This is a genomic window from Curtobacterium sp. NPDC092190 (genome assembly GCF_044755625.1).
Classification (GTDB): Bacteria; Actinomycetota; Actinomycetes; order Actinomycetales; family Microbacteriaceae; genus Curtobacterium.
Window position 1 is genome coordinate 75,319 of sequence record NZ_JBIVRJ010000006.1, and the last position, 16,760, is coordinate 92,078.

The window sequence follows — 16,760 nt, forward strand, 5'->3', positions numbered from 1 at the left end:
ACATCCTTCGGCGGGGAGGTCGGGACCGGGAGGCGGTCCAGGGGCCCGCGGTTAGCGTCGCGTCCATGGCTGTCACCGAGATCTGGCTCGTCCGGCACGGCGAGTCGACCGCGAACGTCGCCGCCGCCAGAGCCGAAGCCGAGGGCGCGGACGTCATCGAGGTCGACCACCGCGACGCCGACGTCCCGCTCAGTCCGTTGGGGGAGGAACAGTCCCGAGCGCTCGGGCAGGAGCTCGCCGACCGAGGCGTCGACGACGTCCCGGTCGCCCTCTGGGTCTCGCCGTACCGCCGGGCGCAGCAGACGATCGGCATCGCTCTCGAGGCCGGCGGGCTGACCGAGCCGCCGAAGCGCGTCGACGAGCGGCTGCGCGACCGGGAGCTCGGCGTCCTCGACCTGCTCACCCGTGACGGCGTGCGGAACCGGTACCCGGACGAGGAACGCCGACGACAGTGGCTCGGCAAGTACTACCACCGTCCCGCCGGCGGGGAGTCCTGGGCGGACGTGATGCTCCGCCTCCGCACCGTGCTGATGGACGTCGACCGGCTCGAGGGCACCGAACGACTGCTCGTCGCCGCGCACGACGCCGTGGTGATGCTCGCCGTCGCCGTCTGCCTCGACCTCGACGAACACGCCCTCATGGCGTTCGCCGAGGACCACACGGTCGCGAACGCCTCCCTGACACGACTGCACCGCGACGGGCCCGGTGCCCCCTGGACGCTCGAGGAGTTCTCCGCCGTCGGGCACCTCGACGACGACGAGGTCACCGAGCACAGTGGCCGGAAGGATGACGCCCGTGTCGACTGACCAGGAGCCTGCAGCACCGCAGCACATCACACCGAACGTCCTCCGCGAGTGGGCGCTGCCCGACCCCGGCGCCGGCAAGTACGGCCGGGGACAGGTCCTCGTCATCGGCGGCGCTGCCCACACCCCAGGTGCCGCCATGCTGTCGGCGCTCGCCGCACTGCGGGTCGGAGCAGGCCGACTGTCCCTGGCGGTCGGGTCGAGCGTGGCGAACCAGGTCGCGGTCGCGGTGCCCGAGTCGGGTGTGGTCCCGCTCGCCGAGGACGACGGCGGACACATCGCCGTCGGCGCGATCGACGCCGTGCTCGACACGGCCGGTGCTGCCGACGCAGTGCTGGTCGGTCCCGGGCTGGACGAACCGGACGGTGCTCGGGACCTCGTCGCGGGCATCGCGGACGCGGTCGGTCCGGACACCTTCGTCGTGCTGGACGCCTTCGCGCTCGGTGTCGCGGCGGACGTCGAGGACCGGCTCAGGCCGTTGCACGGTCGTCTCGTCCTCACGCCGAACAGCGGCGAGGCCGAGCGGCTGCTCGGTCGGGACTGCGGGGACGACGACGTCACCGACGCCCGGGAGATCGCCGAGCGGTACGGCGCCGTGGTCGCACTGTCCGACGTCATCGCGGCGCCGGACGGCCGTGCCTGGGTGAAGGGCACCGGCTCGGGAGGGCTCGGGACGAGCGGCAGCGGCGACGTGTTGTCGGGTGTGGTGGTCGGATTGCTCGCCCGCGGTGCCGAGCCGGCACAGGCCGTCGCCTGGGCGTCGTACGTGCACGCCGCCGCGGGTGACCGCCTCGCCGTGCAGGTCGGGCCACTGGGCTACCTCGCCAGCGAACTGTTGACCGAGATCCCGCGGGTCCTGGTCGAGCTCGGCGGCTGATCCGTAGCTCGTTCGAGCCCATCGCATCCGACCTGGAAGGCGCAATCGCGCATGGGCAGCGGGAAGTTCCTGCTCCCTACGCGCGGAGCGACCTCCTACGCGCGGAACGACCTCCTACGCGCGGAACGGCCGCTCACCCGCCTACCCGCGCAACGCCTCCACGGCCTTGTCGATCCGGCGCTGCCGCGTCTCCGGGGCCTTCGCCGCGAGCACCGGGTCCACGAGTGCCCGCTGCCGTGACGCCGACAGGGTGTCGTACGCCGCACGGACCCCGGCCGCGTCGAACGCCGCCGCCAGGTCGGAGGGCAACTCGACGGTGCGCGGCAGGGTGTCGAGCTCGAGTGTGACCTCGACGGTGTCCCCGGCGCCGATCCCCGCTGCGGTGCGGTGCGCCTCCGACAGCGGCACGAGGAACTGCCCGCCCATCACCCCGACCGTGGACCGGTAGGTGTAGCCGCCGTCGATCGTGACCACCACGGCAGGGCGCTTCCCGGAGCCGAGGGCGTCGATGACCTCCTCGGGGACGGGCAGGCCGGTGGCCGTCTTCCTCGCCTGCAGGACCGTCGTCGTGAACTGCACCCGTGCCTCCCGGCTGTCCGCGGTCGTGACCGCACCCGCGCGGCCGACGCGGCCGACGCGACCGACGCGACCGACGCGACCGTGCGTCGTACCGGTCGAGCGCAGGACGCGCGACCGGACGTCGAGCCCGCCGCGATCGACCCTCGCCGGGGACCGTCCCCGGCAGCGAAACCGTACAGCCGTACCCGCTGTTCCGCCACCGTTCACCGCCGCAGCACGACCCCGAAACCGGGCGCGTCCACGATCGTGCCGAAGCCGGACCCCCGGACACCCGAATCCCCACAGCACCCGGAAGGCACACCCCGTGCAGCACACCCGCACCCTGGCCGGCATCGCCCTGGCCGCAGCAGCAGTCGTCACCCTGGCCGGTTGCTCGGCGACGAGCAGCGCGTCGACGTCGAGCGACACCGACTGGAAGACCGCCACGAGCGCCGAGTCGGCCGGCGGAATGGACGCCCTCATCAAGGCCGCGAAGGCCGAGGGGCAGCTCAACGTCATCGCCCTCCCGCCGACCTGGGCGAACTACGGCAAGATCATCGACGGCTTCGAGCAGAAGTACGACATCAAGATCAACTCGGCCAACCCGAACGGCTCCAGCGCCGACGAGGTCGCCGCCGTCAAGTCGCAGCAGGGCCAGTCGACGGCCCCCGACGTGCTCGACCTCGGCAACGCCGTGATGCAGCAGAACCTCGACCTGCTCACCGACTACAAGGTGGCGAACTGGTCGGACATCCCGGACACGCTCAAGGACGCGGACGGCAAGTGGACCCGCGACTACACGGGCCTCATGTCGATCGGGTACGACTCGTCGAAGATCACGGAGGCCCCGAAGGACCTGGACGACCTGCTCGGCAGCGAGTACAAGGGCAAGGTCTCGATCGCGGGCGACCCGACGCAGGCGAACCAGGCGGCGTCCGCGGTGTACCTCGCCGCGCTCGAGAACGGCGGGTCGGCGGACGACATCACGAAGGGCGTCGACTACTTCGGCAAGCTGCAGCAGGCCGGCAACTTCCAGAACGTGCTGCCCACGCAGGCGACGGTCGCCTCGGGGGAGACGCCCGTCGTGATCCAGTGGTCGTACAACAACCTCGCCTGGGGCCCGGCGGCCGGGTCGAGCGGCAACCAGGACTGGAAGACGGTCGTCCCCGAGGGGCAGGCGCTCGGCTCGTACTACTCGCAGGCGATCAACAAGGACGCACCGCACCCCGCGGCGGCACGCCTGTGGCAGGAGTACATCGCGAGCCCCGACGCCCAGAACCTGTACCTGCAGGCCGGCGCCTTCCCGTCGACCCTCGCGGCGATGGAGCAGTCGGGCAAGGTCGACGAGGACGCCCTGCAGGCCGCAGGCGGGATGCCGAAGGACTACGTCGAGCTGACCGACGCGCAGGTCACCGACGCGGCGAAGGTCCTCGCCGCGAAGTGGTCCGCCACGATGGGGTCCTGAGCAGCATGACGACCGCATCGGCGCCGGGCGGCAGCGCGTTCATCCCGGGCGCGAGCACGGGCGTGAGCACGGGCACGGGCGTGGGCGTGGGCGTGGGCGCTGGCGCGGGCACGGGTACGGGTACGGGCGCGGGCACGGCAGTCCCGGTCCCCGCCGCCACCAGCGCGGCAGCGGCCCCCGTCGCGTCGTCCGGCGCCGATGCGGCCACCGCCGCCCGTCGCACCGGGACCCGGGCCCGCCGCCGCCCCGGCCTCGCCTGGCTCGGCCTCACCCCGTTCGCCGCGTACGTCCTGCTCTTCCTGGCCGTCCCCGCCGTGATCGCGGTCGGCAGCGGGTTCTCCACCGGCGACGGGCGGTTCACGCTCGCGAACCTCGCAGCGCTCCGTGACCCGTCCGTCCTCCGCGCGTTCGCCGGTTCGTTCGGCCTGTCCGCGGTCTCGGCCGTGATCGGCGCCGTCGTCGGTGCCCTGGTCTGCTGGGCGCTCGCCGCGCTCCGGCCCGACGGGCTCGTCCGCTCGATGATCGACTCCGCCGCCAGCGTCCTCGCACAGTTCGGCGGCGTGATGCTCGCGTTCGCGTTCATCGCCACGATCGGCGCGCAGGGACTGGTCACCACCTGGCTGGTGTCGGCCTTCGGTCTCGACCTCAACGCGAACGGGACCCTCCTGTACACCGTCCCCGGTCTCGTGATCCCGTACGTCTACTTCCAGGTGCCGCTCATGGTCCTCACGTTCATGCCCGCCCTCGAGGGCGTCAAGCCCCAGTGGGGCGAGGCCGCCGCCACCCTCGGCGCCTCGCGCGCGACCTCATGGCGGCGCATCGCCCTGCCCGTGCTCGCGCCGGCGTTCTGGGGGTCGCTGCTCCTGCTCTTCGCGAACGCGTTCTCGTCGTTCGCCACCGCGGCGGCACTCATCTCGCAGGGCGGCATCGTGCCGCTGACGATCCGCGCGCAGCTCACCAGCGAGACGATCATCGGTCTGCAGAACGTCGCGGGTGTGCTCGCCCTCGGCATGGTCGTGGTCATGGCGGTCGTGATGGGCGCCTACTCGCTGCTCCAGCGTCGCGCTGCGCGGTGGCAGCGGTGACCGCCATCCCCTCGGTCCGCCCCGTGGCCGCCGCATCCCGGCCTGGAGGCCCCACCCGCATCGGCCGCTTCGGCGTCGCTCCGTCCCGGGGCACCGCCGTCGCCGTGCTCGCCCTGGTCGGACTCGTCGTCGCCGTGCCGTTGGTCGCCCTGGCACAGTTCACGTTCCGCCAGGGCACCGACGGGGCGCTCACGCTCGACCACTACGCCGCGATCGTCGACCCCGCGAACGCGTCCACCTACCAGCCGGTGTTCGACGGCCTCGCGTCGTCCCTGCTCATCGCGGTGATCACCGTCGCGATCGTGCTGCTCGTGCTCCTGCCCGCCCAGATCGTCACCGCGCTCCGCTACCCCCGCCTGCGCCGCGTGCTCGAGTTCGTCTGCCTGGTGCCGATCACGGTGCCCGTCGTCGTGCTCGTCGTCGGCTTCATCCCCGTGTACCAGGTCGTCGCGCAGGTGTTCGGCTCCGGCGCGTGGACCCTGGCCTTCGCGATCGGCATCGTGTCGCTGCCGTTCGCGTTCCGCCCGATCGCCGCGGCGCTGACCTCGGTCGACGTCACGGTGCTGTCCGAGGCCGCGCGCTCGCTCGGCGCCTCGTGGTGGACCGTGACGTGGCGGATCCTGCTGCCGAACCTCCGCCGCGGCATCACCGCCGCGTGCTTCCTGACCGTCACGGTCGTCCTCGGCGAGTACACCCTCGCTTCGTTCCTGTCCCGCACCACGTTCCAGACCGCGCTCGTGCTCGTGCAGCAGACCGACCCGTACGTGGCCGCGATCTTCTCGCTCGCCGCACTGCTGTTCGGCTTCGTGCTGCTCGTCGTCATCGGCCGGGTCGGCGCGGGCCGCCGGCGCACCCCGAAGGAGTCCACATGACCGTCACCGCTCCCGCCGCCCCGGCGTCGCTGTCCACCGAGGGGGCGACCGTCGAGCTCGAGGCGGTCGAGAAGCACTACGGCTCCCACCGTGCGCTCGCCGGCCTGTCGCTCCGCATCGAGCCCGGCGAGTTCGTCTCGCTGCTCGGACCGTCCGGCTGTGGCAAGACCACCGCGCTGCGTGCGCTCGCCGGTCTCGAGGCGATCGACGCCGGCGCGATCCGCATCGACGGGGTGGACGTCGCCGCGGTGCCGGTCGAGCGGCGCGACATCGGCATGGTGTTCCAGCAGTACTCGCTCTTCCCGCACATGACGGTGCGGCAGAACGTGTCGTTCGGCCTCGAGATGCGGAAGGTCGCCGCCCCAGCACGTCGCGAGCGCGTCATCGAGGCGCTCGACATGGTGCACCTCGCCGGCCTCGCCGACCGGTTCCCGCACCAGCTCTCCGGCGGGCAGCAGCAGCGGGTCGCCCTCGCCCGTGCCCTCGTCACCCGCCCGCGCGTGCTCCTGCTCGACGAGCCGCTGTCCGCGCTCGACGCGAAGGTGCGGGTGTCCCTGCGTGACGAGATCCGCCGCATCCAGAGCGACCTCGGCATCACGACCGTCTTCGTCACCCACGACCAGGAGGAGGCACTCGCCGTCTCCGACCGCATCGCGGTGATGAACGCCGGCGGCATCGAGCAGGTCGGGACGCCCGAGGAGCTCTACCGACACCCCGTCTCGGCGTTCACCGCGGACTTCGTCGGGCAGTCGAACCGCCTGCGTGGCGACCTGCGCAGCGGCGACGTGTTCGTCTACGGCTTCCGCGTCCCGGCGCTCGCAGCGGACACCGCGGACGGTCCGGTGCTCGCCTACGTCCGCCCCGAGGACGTCGCCTTCGCCGCCGAGGGCGTCACCGGCACCGTCGTCACGTCGAGCTTCCTCGGGTCGATCCGGCGCACGACGGTCCGGCTCGATGACGACACGGTCGTGACGGTGCAGCACGAGGTCGGCGACCGCCGCGTGGCCGGTGACGCCGTGGCCCTGCGGCTGCTCGGCGCCCCGGCCGCGGTCGCCCCGCTCGCGTAGCGACCCCGTGCTCGGACCGTCCCGCCGAGACCCGGGCTGAGCGACGGATCGCGGGCCGCGCCGCCCGAGATCCGTCGCTGGACGCGAGACCCGGCCCCGGCCGGGGCGACCAGGTGCCGGTCTGGAGGCGCGGGGCGGGCCCGCACCGTGCCTCCAGACCGGCGGCGGGTCAGCGCTCGAAGCGCGCGGCCGGCTCGTCGGACAGGCCCGCCCGGACCCGCTCCAGCATGTCCGCAGACATCTCCGGCAGTGCGTCGAGCCGCGCCCAGAACGCCTCGGTGTTCTCGCCGTCCGCGGGGGCGGGCGTGCCGGACACGTACCGGCACGCGAAGACCAGGTCGAGGTACTGCGCCCGGTCACCGTTCGGGTAGGTCATCTCGGGCAGGACGTGCACCCAGGTCAGGCGCTCGGCGACCGCGACGACGTCGGCCTCCTCGAGGACCTCGCGCTCTGCGGCGACCGCGGGTTCCTCACCCGGGTCGACGATCCCCGTCACCGGCGTCAGCGCGCCGTTGTCCGCGCGCCGGACGACGAGCAGTTCGCGGTCGGGGCCCTCGCCGCGCGTGACGACGGCGGTGATGCCCGTCATCCACAGCGGATCGTTGCCGACCTTCTCGCGCAGGGACAGGACGAAGTCAGGGGTGGGCATGCCCCCACGCTACCGACCACCCCTGTCGGCGACTGGTCATGACCAGTAGGGTGAGGGCGTGGAGATCATCATCCTGCCGACGCCGGCCGAGGTCGGTCGTGTCGCTGCCGCCAAGATCGCCTCGGTCGTCGCCGAGAAGCCGTCCGCCGTCGTGGGTCTCGCCACCGGGTCGAGCCCGCAGGGCATCTACGCCGACCTGCGTCGTCGGGTCGAGGCGGGCGAGGTGTCCTTCGCCGCGGCCCGCGGGTTCGCCCTCGACGAGTACGTCGGGATCCCGCTCGAGCACCCGGAGTCGTACGCATCGGTCATCGCCCGCGACGTCGTGGAGCCGCTCGGGTTCGACCCCTCGCGGGTGCGGGTTCCGGACGGCCGCGCCGGGGACCTGGCGTTCGCGGCGAAGGAGTACGACGCTGCGATCCGCGCCGCCGGCGGGGTCGACGTGCAGATCCTCGGGATCGGCGCGAACGGGCACATCGGGTTCAACGAGCCGACGTCGTCGTTCGCGTCCCGCACCCGCATCAAGACCCTCGCACCGTCCACGCGCGAGGCCAACGCCCGCTTCTTCGACTCGCTCGATCAGGTGCCGACGCACTGCATGACGCAGGGGCTCGGCACGATCCTCGAGGCGCGTGAGCTCGTCCTCGTCGCGCAGGGCTCGGCGAAGGCCGACGCCGTGGCCGCCGCGGTCGAGGGGCCGCTGTCGTCGTTCGTGCCCGGGTCGGCGTTGCAGCTGCACGAGCACGCGACCGTCGTGGTGGACGAGGAGGCCGCAGCCGGGCTCCGTCTGGCGGACTACTACCGGTACACGTACGCCAACAAGCCGGAGTGGCAACGCTTCGAGTGACGCCTGCCGAGCGGGATCAGCAGGCGGACGCCAGGCGCGCCAGCCCCTCGCGCAGGGTCTCCTCGGAGCAGCCGAAGTTGAGCCGGGCGTGGCCGATGCCCGGCTGCCCGAAGTCGCGACCGTTCGTCAGCGCGACCTTTGCCCGGTCGACCAGTTGCAGGGCGGGATCGTCGCCCCACGGCAGGGCCCGCAGGTCGAGCCAGGCCAGGTAGGACGCCTGCGGCTGCCGGTACCCAGCACCGGGCAGGGCCGAGCCGAGCTCCTCGGCGAGCACACGGCGGTTGCCGGCCAGCTCGGCGAGCAGCGACGCGAGCCACGGCTCCCCGTCACGGAAGGCGGCGACGCTCGCCGTGTACCCGAGGATCCCGGTGCGCTCGACGACCTCGACGGGCAGCCCGTCGAACCAGCCGCGCGCCCGCTCGGACGCCCCGACCATCAGCGCACACTTCGTCCCGGCCAGGTTCCACGCCTTGCTCGCGCTCGTCAGGGCGACGCCGTGCTCGATCGCCTCGGGTCCGCAGGTGAGGAACGGGGTGAACACCGCGTCCGCGTGCACGAGCGGGGCGTGGATCTCGTCGGAGACGACGACGGCGTCCCACTCCGCGGCGAGCTGGGCGAGTGCCACCAGGTCGTCGCGGGCGTGCACGAGCCCGAGGGGGTTGTGCGGGTTGCAGAGCAGGACCGTCCGGGCGCCGCCGGCGAAGGCGCGCTCGACCCCGGCGAGGTCCATCCGCCACCCGGCCGTGGTGTCGAACTGGTCGGGTTCGCCGTCCGGGGCGAGCAGCGGCACCTCGGTCACGGTGCCGCCGGCCTCGCGGACGTACTCCCAGAACGGCGGGTAGACGGGCGGCATGACGACGACCTGGTCGCCGGGGTCGATGACCCGTCGGAGCACCTCGACCGCCGCCACCGACACGTCGGTGGTGGTCCGGACGAGGTCGGGGTCGACGTCCCATCCCCACCGGCGGTCGGCGAAGTCGGCGAACACCTCGGGCAGCACTCGGGTGTGCCCGACGTACCCGGTGTCCCCGGTGCGGACGGCGCGCTCGAGGGCCTCGCGCACCGGCTCGGCGGGGACCGAGTCCATCTCGGCGACGAACATCGGCAGGACCTCGGGCGGGTACGCGGTGTACTTCTCGCTCGTGCGGGTGCGCTGCGCATCGAACACCGAGATCATGACGCTCATGCGGCCATCCTGACAGCGCCGGTCGCGGACGTCACGCGACCGACGTGCCGAGCAGCTCCTCGGACAGCTCCCACACGCGTCGGGCGTCCTCGGCACTGCGGAGCGGCTTCCACAGCGGCGTCCGTCCGGGCGCTCCGCCGACACCGCCGGCACCCGTCGGACCCACGAACCCGCCGTCCCGCACGGCCGGGTCGGTGGCTGCGACGAGCGCCGGTAACCCGGCGGTCCTCGGGGTCCCGACGAGCAGGCCCCGAGCGGACAACCAGCGGATCACCCGGACCTGCGGGGTGTCCCCGCTCCGGCCGAGCTCCGGGCGCGCGGCGAGCAGGCTCGTCGGCGCGACGCCCGGGTGCGCGAGGTTGCTCGTGATGCCCCATCCGCGGTCGGCGCTCCGTCGGGCGAGCTCGAGCCCGAACAGGCCGAACGCGATCTTCGACTGCCGGTACGCGCGCATCCCGTCGTAGCTCCGCTCCCAGTTCGGGTCCTCCCAGTGCACGGCGCCGCTGCGCGCGACGATGCTGATCTGCGACGTGACGTGGCCGCGCGCCGAACGGAGCAGCGGCAGGAGTCCGCGGACGAGTGCGACGTGTCCGAGGTGGTTCGTGCCGAGCTGCAGCTCGAAGCCGTCGGCCGTGGTCTGCCGCTCGGGTGGGGTCATGACCCCGGCGTTGCCCACGAGCAGGCCGACCGGCTGACCGGCAGACCGCATCGACTCCGCGAACGCGTCCACCGAGGCGAGGGACGACAGGTCCATCGCGCCGAGCTGCACGTCGGCGTCCGGGTGCTCGCGGAGCACCCGGATGCGTGCGGCCTCGCCCTTGCTCGGGTTGCGCACGGGGAGCACGACCGTGGCGCCGGCGCCCGCGAGTGCCGTCGCGATGCCCAGGCCGATGCCGTCGCTCGCACCGGTGACGACGGCGCGGGTGCCGTCCAGTCGCGGCAGGGTGATGTCGATGGGTCGTGTCGGCACGGTGGTCTCCTCGGGATCGTCGCCCGTCGTCGGGCTGGTGCCAGCCTGCGTCGGCGGCGGGACCGCAGCCAGGACCTGACGGACCGTGGCTGCGGAGGACGCGGACCGGCGAGGATGGGCCCGTGATCGATCGACCGGCGCTCGGCGCCTTCCTCCGCGGACGCCGGGAGGCCCTGCAACCGTCCGACGTCGGCCTCCCGCCGGGACAGCGGCGCCGGACCTCCGGGCTGCGCCGCGAGGAGGTCGCGGCGGTCTGCCACATGTCCCCGGACTACTACGCCCGGCTCGAACGGGGCACCGGTCCGCAGCCCTCCGAGCAGATGGTCGCCGCGATCGCGCAGGGGCTCCACCTGAGCCGGGCGGAACGCGACCACGTCTTCCGCCTCGCCGGGCACCGACCGCCGGAGTCCGGCGCGGGCTCGGACCACGTGGGCCCGGGCATGATGCGCATCTTCGACCGCCTGGTGGACACCCCGGCCGAGGTCGTCACGGAACTCGGCGAGACGCTCCTGCAGACGCCGCTCGCCGCCGCACTGTTCGGGGACGCGAGCCAGCGGCAGGGGCCGTCGCGCTCGATCGGCTGGCGCTGGTTCACCGAACCGGGTGCGCGGGACCTCTTCCCGCCGGAGGACCGCGACACCACCGCGCGGCTGTACGTGTCGTCACTGCGTGAGGTCGCGACCCGGCGCGGTCCCGGGTCCCGGGCAGCGCGGCTCGCGGACGAGCTCCTGCAACGCTCCGACGAGTTCCGGACGCTGTGGGACCGGCAGGAGGTCGGCCTCGTCCCGGGGACCGTCAAGCGCTACGACCACCCGGAGGTCGGCCGACTCGAGCTGCACTGCCAGGTGCTCCTCGACCCGGAGCAGGCGCACGTGCTGCTCGTCTACACCGCCGTCCCCGGGACCGAGAGCCACGACCGACTCCGGCTGCTGTCCGTCGTCGCGGCCTGAAACCGTCGCCGGATCATGACCTCCCGTCCGCGATCGATCGGTGACGATGGACGCATGCGTCGGGGGACGAGGGAACTCGCCACAGCATCGGCCGTGCTGGTGCTCGTGACGACCGGGTGCGCCGTCATCGGGCCGACGGCGTGCACGGCGATCGGCTGGACCGACACCGTCGCCGTCGAGGTCCTGGGTTCGGCGGACCCGGCGTCCGGCGTCGCGGGCGTCGTCGTCTGCCAGGGCCCGGACTGCACGCCCGGTGTGCCGCCCGAACCAGCCATGCCGACCGCCTCTGGGGAAGCCACACCGGGCGCGCCAGCGGTCGGGACACTGCCGGACGGCACGGCGCCGACGGCAGTGCTCCCCATGGTCGAACGCGACGGCGACGTGTGGTCCGTGCCGACCTCGTCGGACACCGCGGGACGCGGGCGCGTGGCGGTCCTCGGCGCGGACGGCCGGGTGCTCGTCGAGCGCGAGGTCCGCTTCACGTGGGTGCGGCACGGCGGGTCCGAGCAGTGCGGTGGGCCCTCGACCGCCGAGGTCGTCGTCCGGCTGCCCTGACCGTCGGGTATCCGTGACCCACCCGACTCCCGAACTCGACCGGTAGAAGTGGGGGACCGCATCCGACGCACGAAGGAGTGCCCCATGCCGGACCGCCACGGACCGCTCGACCCGGAGTCGCTCCCGGAGCCGGTCGACGTCAGCGACAACACCGAGGCGCTGCGTGCAGTGCACGAGGTCGTCGCCGCCGGACCCTTCGACGCGACGTGGGAGTCCCTGGCGGCCTACGAGCCTCCACGCTGGTACGAGGACGCGAAGTTCGGGGTCTTCCTGCACTGGGGCGTGTACTCCGTCCCGGCGTTCGGCAACGAGTGGTACTCCCGCGAGATGTACCGGCAGGGCACCGAGGCCTTCGACCACCACGTCGCGACCCACGGCGAGCACCGCGACTTCGGGTACAAGGACTTCATCCCGTCGTTCACGATGGAGCACTTCGATCCGGCCGCGTGGGCAGCGCTGTTCCGTCGTGCGGGTGCGCAGTTCGTCGTGCCCGTCGCTGAGCACCACGACGGGTTCGCGATGTACGACACGGACCGGTCCCGCTGGAGTGCCGCACGGATGGGGCCACGGCGCGACGTCTTCGGCGACCTCTCCCGAGCGGTCGACGAGGCCTGGATGGTCCGCGGTGCCTCGTCGCACCGTGCCGAGCACTGGTTCTTCATGAACGGCGGTGCCCGGTTCGACTCCGACGTGCTCGACCCGCGGTGGTCGGACTTCTACGGTCCCGCGCAGCGCGAGGAGACGGCTCCGAACGAGCGGTTCCTCGAGGACTGGCTCCTGCGCACCGTCGAGGTCATCGAGAAGTACCGACCGCAGGTGCTCTGGTTCGACTGGTGGATCGAGCAACCGGCGTTCGCCCCGGTGCTGCAGACCCTCGCCGCGTACTACTACAACCGGGCGGCCGAGTGGGGACGCGAGGTCGTCATCAACTACAAGTGGGGAGCCTTCGCGCCCGGCACCGCGGTGTACGACATCGAGCGCGGAGCCGTGGCGGGCACCGAGTCGACCGTGTGGCAGAACGACACGTCGGTGTCACGGACCTCCTGGTGCTGGGTCGAGGGGCACGAGTACAAGAGCGTGCGCGAACTCGTCGCCGAGCTCGTCGACGTCGTCGCGAAGCGCGGGGTCCTGCTGCTCAACGTCGGCCCGAAGCCGGACGGCACGATCCCGGTCGAGGAGCAGCGCCTGCTCGAGGGCATCGGGCACTGGCTCGGCCTGCACGGCGAGGCGATCTACGGCACCCGGCCCTGGACCGTACCGTCCGAGGGACCGACCGCGGTGACCGCCGGGTCGTTCGTCGACGCTGCCGCTCCGGCGTACACGGCGGAGGACGTCCGGTACACCGTGCGGCACGACGTCACGGGCGACTCCCTCTACGCGGTCCTGCTCGCCCAGCCCGACGACGGCGTCGTACGACTGCGGTCGCTCGGGTCGGCGTCGGCGCTGCTCACCCGCACGATCAGCGACGTCGCGGTGCTCGGCTCCGGGACCGTCACGCGGTGGGACCGGACCCCGGACGCCCTCGAGGTGGAGGTCAGCGGCTCCACGACCGAGGACAGCGGACCCGTGCTGCGGATCCGCTTCGCGCCGGAGACGGAGCAGCCCCGCCAGGACTACCTGCACCAGTGACCGTCCGGCGGGAGCGCGTGGACGAGGTCATGCGCCGGCGGTGTCGGGGTGCATCCAGAACGGCGACCAGTGGTACCCGTCCGGGTCGTCGAACTGCCGCTGGTACATGAACGGGTACTCGTCCGTGTCCCCGATCCGCCCGCCGGCAGCGCGGGCACGCTCGACCAGCTCGTCGACGGCCTGTCGGCTGTCGAGGTCGAACGAGAGCGCGACCTTCGACGGGGTGCCCGGTCCACCCACCAGGTCCTCCGTGCCGCCGACGCTCGCGTAGGCCTCGCGGCTGCTGAGCATCAGGTACTGGTCGGTCCCGAACACGACGCACGCGACGTCGTCCCGCGACATCCGCGGGTCGATGGTCCACCCGAGGGCCCTGTAGAACGCGGTGGCGCGCTCGACGCTCTCGACCGGGCAGGAGACGTAGAGAGCCATGCGGAGATGGTCCCGCCGCGCGCCGCCCGGGTCAAGACCTGGGGGACACCAGCTCCCGACCGGCGCCCCACACCCGCTGCACCTCGAGCGCGGGGGAGAACGCCACGAGGTCCGCGGCGTACCCGGGCGCGACCCGGCCCAGCCGGTCCCCGAGCCCGAGCGCCGCTGCCGGCACGCTCGTCAGCGCCGCGACCGCCTCGGGCAGCGACGCTCCGGCGGCCGACACGGCGAGCCGCAGCGCCGCGTCCTGCGTCAGCGTCGAGCCCGCGATCGTGTCCGTCCCGGCGACGCGCGCGACGCCGTCCACCACGTCCACCGTCAGCGACCCGAGCGCGTAGGAGCCGTCGGGCGACCCGGCCGCGGCCATCGCGTCGGTGATCAGTGCGACGCGCCCCGGCGCCGCACGGAGCAGCACGCGGGCGACGGCGGGGTGCACGTGCACACCGTCGAGGATGAGTTCGAGCGTCACGCGGTCGTCCTCGGTCGCCGCGGCGATCGGACCCGGCGCCCGGTGGTGCAACCCCGGCATGGCGTTGCACGCGTGGGTGAGCACGGTGGCACCGGCGTCGAAGGCCGCCCGGGCCTGGTCGTACGAGCAGACGGTGTGTCCGACGGCGACGGTGACCCCGGCGTCGACGAAGCGGCGGACGGCGTCCAGCGCTCCCGGCAGCTCGGGTGCGATCGTGACCTGCCGCAGGACCCCGGCACCCGCGTCGAGCAGGGCGTCCACGGCCGCCGGCGACGGATCGACCAGGTGGGCGGCGTTGTGGGCGCCCTTGTTGTCGGGGGAGAGGAACGGCCCCTCCAGGTGCGCGCCGAGCACGAGCGGGTCCGTCGCGGCGACGGTGCGGATGCGCTCGAGCGACGTCGCGAGCGCTGCCGAGGGGTTCGCGACGAGGGACAGGACCGAACGGGTCGTCCCGTGCGCCCGGTGCACGGCGAGCGCCGCGTCGAAGGTGTCGTCCTCGTAGGCCGCGCCGCCACCACCGTGCCCGTGCAGGTCGATGAACCCGGGCGTCAGGACGGCGTCGCCGAGGTCGACCACGTCCGGGGCGCTGGGCGCGTCGGCGCCGGACCCCACCGCTTCGATCACGTCGCCGGCGAGCAGGACCCACCCGTCGGCCGTGGAACCGGCCTCGTCGACCAGGCGACCGGCTCGGACCAGCGTGCGCCGCGCCTCCAGACCGGAGCCGGAGCCGGAGCCGGACCCGGAGTCGAGGCTGGACACCGACGCAGACCCGGAGCTCACGCCGTCTCCCGCCGGAACGCGACCACGCCGGAGAGCGCCGCGACCAGCACGAAGACCAACCCGACCACCGGGTGCCCGAGCGACACCCAGGCGCCGCCGGCCGCGATGACCAGCGCGGTCTCGACGACCACCTTGCCCACCACGTCGGTGTCGATCGGCGAGCGCGGCGAGCGGAAGAGGAACCAGACGACCGCGGCGAACAGCGGTGCCCCGACCATGAACAGCACCCCCGGGAACGGGAACGGCCACGCGAGGTAGCCCCAGTACGCCAGTGACAGCAGCCCGAACGCGCACACCAGCACGCGCAGCACCGTCCAGCCGGAGACGGAGGCCCGGCGGCGTGCGGGTGCCGGATCGGTGGGCGGCGGGACGTCGCCCCAGTCGACGGGACTCTGCGGTGCGTTCGTCATGCGGTGCCTACCTGAAGATGATCGTGCGGGCGCCGTCGAGGAGGACGCGGTCCTCCGCGATCCAGCGCACCGCCTGCGTCAGCGTCCGGGACTCCTCGTCCTGGCCGATCGAGACCAGCTCGGCGGGCTCCTTCGTGTGGTCGACCCGGACGACGTTCTGCTCGATGATCGGGCCCTCGTCGAGGTCGCTCGTCACGAAGTGCGCCGTCGCACCGATGAGCTTGACGCCGCGCGCGTGCGCCTGCCGGTACGGGTTGGCGCCCTTGAAGCCGGGCAGGAACGAGTGGTGGATGTTGACGGCGCGGCCCTCGAGCGCGGCGCAGAGCTCCGGCGACAGGATCTGCATGTAGCGGGCGAGGACGACGAGTTCGATGTCGTGCTCCTCGACGGCCTCGAGGATCCGCTGCTCCATCGCCCGCTTCGCGTCCGCGTCGGTGACCGGTCGGTGCTCGAACGGCACGGAGTAGAACGCCGCCAGCCCGGACAGGTCGGCGTGGTTCGACAGCACGAGGGGGACCTCGATCGGCAGCTGTCCACCGCGCTGCCGGTAGAGCAGGTCGTTCAGGCAGTGCCCGGCCTTCGACACGAGCACCAGGGTCCGCATCGGACGCCCGACCACGTCGAGCTGGACCCGCATGCCGTAGCGCTCGACGACGGGGGCGAGGGCCTGCTCGAACGTCCCGCGGTCGACCGGCGCCATGACCTGCAGGCGCATGAAGAACGAGTTCGTGTCGGCGCTCGAGAACTGCTGCGACTCGGTGATGTTGCCGTTGGCCGCGACCACGGCTCCGGAGACGGCGTGCACGATCCCGGGCTGGTCGTCGCAGACGAGCGTGAGGGTCCAGTGCGTGGGGTTCGGGGCGGTCACGGAGATCAGGGTACCGGGGCGCTCCGGCGTTCCTGCGGTTCGGTGCTCCAGCCGGTCCCGCGTTCCGGTGCTGCGGCCTGGAGGCCCGTGGTGCGTCCGGCGCGGGACCGCCTGGAGACTCGGCGCGGCTCCCGGCGGGGCAGCGCGGGTCGGTCTGGAGGCCCGGTTCGGCTCCGGCGCCGTCGGCACGCGGCCCGGCAGGTCGTGTGGTTCAGGTCCGCCCAACGGGGAGCACGTCGCGCCACGCGATCACGTGGCGCGACGTGCTCCCGGTTGTGCGGACGCACGCCGTGC

At 72.9% G+C, this 16,760-nt stretch carries 18 protein-coding genes; 10 read left to right on the plus strand and 8 right to left on the minus strand.

What is annotated here, in order from left to right; all coding sequences use genetic code 11:
- Positions 1-65 precede the first annotated feature (65 nt).
- A complete protein-coding gene (locus ACIQFY_RS14420) occupies positions 66-806 on the plus strand; it encodes a histidine phosphatase family protein (RefSeq protein ID WP_400340682.1) in 741 nt (246 codons plus the stop codon).
- Entirely contained in the window at positions 787-1,680 is an 894-nt protein-coding gene (locus ACIQFY_RS14425) for an NAD(P)H-hydrate dehydratase (protein ID WP_400340684.1), read from the plus strand. Before ACIQFY_RS14420 ends, ACIQFY_RS14425 begins: the two co-directional genes overlap by 20 nt.
- A gap of 141 nt (positions 1,681-1,821) precedes the next feature.
- Here the strand turns inward: ACIQFY_RS14425 and ACIQFY_RS14430 are convergent, their stop codons facing one another.
- A complete protein-coding gene (locus tag ACIQFY_RS14430; protein ID WP_400340685.1) occupies positions 1,822-2,259 on the minus strand; it encodes a YdeI/OmpD-associated family protein in 438 nt (145 codons plus the stop codon).
- A gap of 304 nt (positions 2,260-2,563) precedes the next feature.
- Here ACIQFY_RS14430 and ACIQFY_RS14435 point away from each other — a divergent pair, with 304 nt between their 5' ends.
- From ACIQFY_RS14435 to ACIQFY_RS14450, 4 genes are read left to right on the plus strand one after another with little or no spacing between them, the layout of a single operon-like run.
- On the plus strand, positions 2,564-3,703 hold the full coding sequence (locus ACIQFY_RS14435; protein WP_326496951.1) for an extracellular solute-binding protein: 1,140 nt from the start codon (positions 2,564-2,566) through the stop codon (positions 3,701-3,703).
- Between the two features lie 5 nt (positions 3,704-3,708).
- Positions 3,709-4,788 carry an ABC transporter permease subunit gene (locus ACIQFY_RS14440; RefSeq protein ID WP_326496950.1) on the plus strand — a complete coding sequence of 360 codons (1,080 nt, stop codon included), beginning with the start codon at positions 3,709-3,711 and terminating at the stop codon, positions 4,786-4,788.
- A gap of 23 nt (positions 4,789-4,811) precedes the next feature.
- The gene (locus ACIQFY_RS14445) at positions 4,812-5,660 is read left to right on the plus strand and encodes an ABC transporter permease subunit (protein WP_307810447.1); all 849 of its coding nucleotides are present in this window, start codon (positions 4,812-4,814) and stop codon (positions 5,658-5,660) included.
- Positions 5,657-6,727 (plus strand): ABC transporter ATP-binding protein, encoded by a 1,071-nt coding sequence (locus ACIQFY_RS14450; RefSeq protein WP_251155236.1) that lies wholly within the window; start codon positions 5,657-5,659, stop codon positions 6,725-6,727. Before ACIQFY_RS14445 ends, ACIQFY_RS14450 begins: the two co-directional genes overlap by 4 nt.
- A gap of 169 nt (positions 6,728-6,896) precedes the next feature.
- Here ACIQFY_RS14450 and ACIQFY_RS14455 read toward each other — a convergent pair whose 3' ends face one another.
- Positions 6,897-7,376, minus strand: a complete 480-nt coding sequence (locus ACIQFY_RS14455; protein ID WP_066656787.1) for an NUDIX domain-containing protein — start codon at positions 7,374-7,376, stop codon at positions 6,897-6,899.
- A gap of 58 nt (positions 7,377-7,434) precedes the next feature.
- Between ACIQFY_RS14455 and nagB the strand changes: the two genes are divergently transcribed.
- The gene (gene nagB / locus ACIQFY_RS14460) at positions 7,435-8,220 is read left to right on the plus strand and encodes a glucosamine-6-phosphate deaminase (protein WP_326496949.1); all 786 of its coding nucleotides are present in this window, start codon (positions 7,435-7,437) and stop codon (positions 8,218-8,220) included.
- A gap of 16 nt (positions 8,221-8,236) precedes the next feature.
- On the opposite strand, the gene ACIQFY_RS14465 is transcribed toward nagB, so the two are convergent.
- Positions 8,237-9,406 (minus strand): MalY/PatB family protein, encoded by a 1,170-nt coding sequence (locus ACIQFY_RS14465; RefSeq protein WP_400340688.1) that lies wholly within the window; start codon positions 9,404-9,406, stop codon positions 8,237-8,239.
- Positions 9,407-9,437: 31 nt separating this feature from the next.
- Positions 9,438-10,376, minus strand: a complete 939-nt coding sequence (locus ACIQFY_RS14470; protein WP_066656779.1) for an SDR family oxidoreductase — start codon at positions 10,374-10,376, stop codon at positions 9,438-9,440.
- A gap of 122 nt (positions 10,377-10,498) precedes the next feature.
- Here ACIQFY_RS14470 and ACIQFY_RS14475 point away from each other — a divergent pair, with 122 nt between their 5' ends.
- The 3 genes from ACIQFY_RS14475 to ACIQFY_RS14485 all read left to right on the plus strand — a co-directional run bounded on the left by ACIQFY_RS14475 (position 10,499) and on the right by ACIQFY_RS14485 (position 13,510).
- Positions 10,499-11,326 carry a helix-turn-helix transcriptional regulator gene (locus ACIQFY_RS14475; RefSeq protein WP_209685366.1) on the plus strand — a complete coding sequence of 276 codons (828 nt, stop codon included), beginning with the start codon at positions 10,499-10,501 and terminating at the stop codon, positions 11,324-11,326.
- A gap of 54 nt (positions 11,327-11,380) precedes the next feature.
- Positions 11,381-11,881: a hypothetical protein gene (locus tag ACIQFY_RS14480; protein ID WP_326496946.1), complete on the plus strand. Its 501-nt coding sequence runs from the start codon at positions 11,381-11,383 to the stop codon at positions 11,879-11,881.
- A gap of 84 nt (positions 11,882-11,965) precedes the next feature.
- Complete coding sequence (locus ACIQFY_RS14485) at positions 11,966-13,510, plus strand: alpha-L-fucosidase (RefSeq protein ID WP_326496945.1); 1,545 nt, start codon at positions 11,966-11,968, stop codon at positions 13,508-13,510.
- Between the two features lie 27 nt (positions 13,511-13,537).
- Here the strand turns inward: ACIQFY_RS14485 and ACIQFY_RS14490 are convergent, their stop codons facing one another.
- The 4 genes from ACIQFY_RS14490 to purU form a co-directional block, all read right to left on the minus strand.
- Complete coding sequence (locus tag ACIQFY_RS14490; protein WP_326496944.1) at positions 13,538-13,939, minus strand: VOC family protein; 402 nt, start codon at positions 13,937-13,939, stop codon at positions 13,538-13,540.
- A 31-nt stretch (positions 13,940-13,970) separates the two neighbouring features.
- Entirely contained in the window at positions 13,971-15,122 is a 1,152-nt protein-coding gene (nagA, locus tag ACIQFY_RS14495; protein ID WP_400340775.1) for an N-acetylglucosamine-6-phosphate deacetylase, read from the minus strand.
- 62 nt (positions 15,123-15,184) lie between these two features.
- Positions 15,185-15,598: a YrdB family protein gene (locus ACIQFY_RS14500; RefSeq protein WP_066656768.1), complete on the minus strand. Its 414-nt coding sequence runs from the start codon at positions 15,596-15,598 to the stop codon at positions 15,185-15,187.
- A 7-nt stretch (positions 15,599-15,605) separates the two neighbouring features.
- A complete protein-coding gene (gene purU, locus ACIQFY_RS14505) occupies positions 15,606-16,466 on the minus strand; it encodes a formyltetrahydrofolate deformylase (RefSeq protein ID WP_400340691.1) in 861 nt (286 codons plus the stop codon).
- Positions 16,467-16,760 lie beyond the last annotated feature (294 nt).

Excerpts from the sequence above, each read along its gene's own strand:
- ACIQFY_RS14465 (WP_400340688.1), bottom strand. The coding sequence starts at position 9,406 with ATGAGCGTCATGATCTCGGTGTTCGATGCGCAGCGCACCCGCACGAGC.
- ACIQFY_RS14440 (WP_326496950.1), top strand. The coding sequence starts at position 3,709 with ATGACGACCGCATCGGCGCCGGGCGGCAGCGCGTTCATCCCGGGCGCG.
- ACIQFY_RS14450 (WP_251155236.1), top strand. The coding sequence starts at position 5,657 with ATGACCGTCACCGCTCCCGCCGCCCCGGCGTCGCTGTCCACCGAGGGG.
- ACIQFY_RS14455 (WP_066656787.1), bottom strand. The coding sequence starts at position 7,376 with ATGCCCACCCCTGACTTCGTCCTGTCCCTGCGCGAGAAGGTCGGCAAC.
- ACIQFY_RS14485 (WP_326496945.1), top strand. The coding sequence starts at position 11,966 with ATGCCGGACCGCCACGGACCGCTCGACCCGGAGTCGCTCCCGGAGCCG.
- ACIQFY_RS14425 (WP_400340684.1), top strand. The coding sequence starts at position 787 with ATGACGCCCGTGTCGACTGACCAGGAGCCTGCAGCACCGCAGCACATC.
- ACIQFY_RS14420 (WP_400340682.1), top strand. The coding sequence starts at position 66 with ATGGCTGTCACCGAGATCTGGCTCGTCCGGCACGGCGAGTCGACCGCG.
- ACIQFY_RS14480 (WP_326496946.1), top strand. The coding sequence starts at position 11,381 with ATGCGTCGGGGGACGAGGGAACTCGCCACAGCATCGGCCGTGCTGGTG.
- ACIQFY_RS14490 (WP_326496944.1), bottom strand. The coding sequence starts at position 13,939 with ATGGCTCTCTACGTCTCCTGCCCGGTCGAGAGCGTCGAGCGCGCCACC.
- ACIQFY_RS14500 (WP_066656768.1), bottom strand. The coding sequence starts at position 15,598 with ATGACGAACGCACCGCAGAGTCCCGTCGACTGGGGCGACGTCCCGCCG.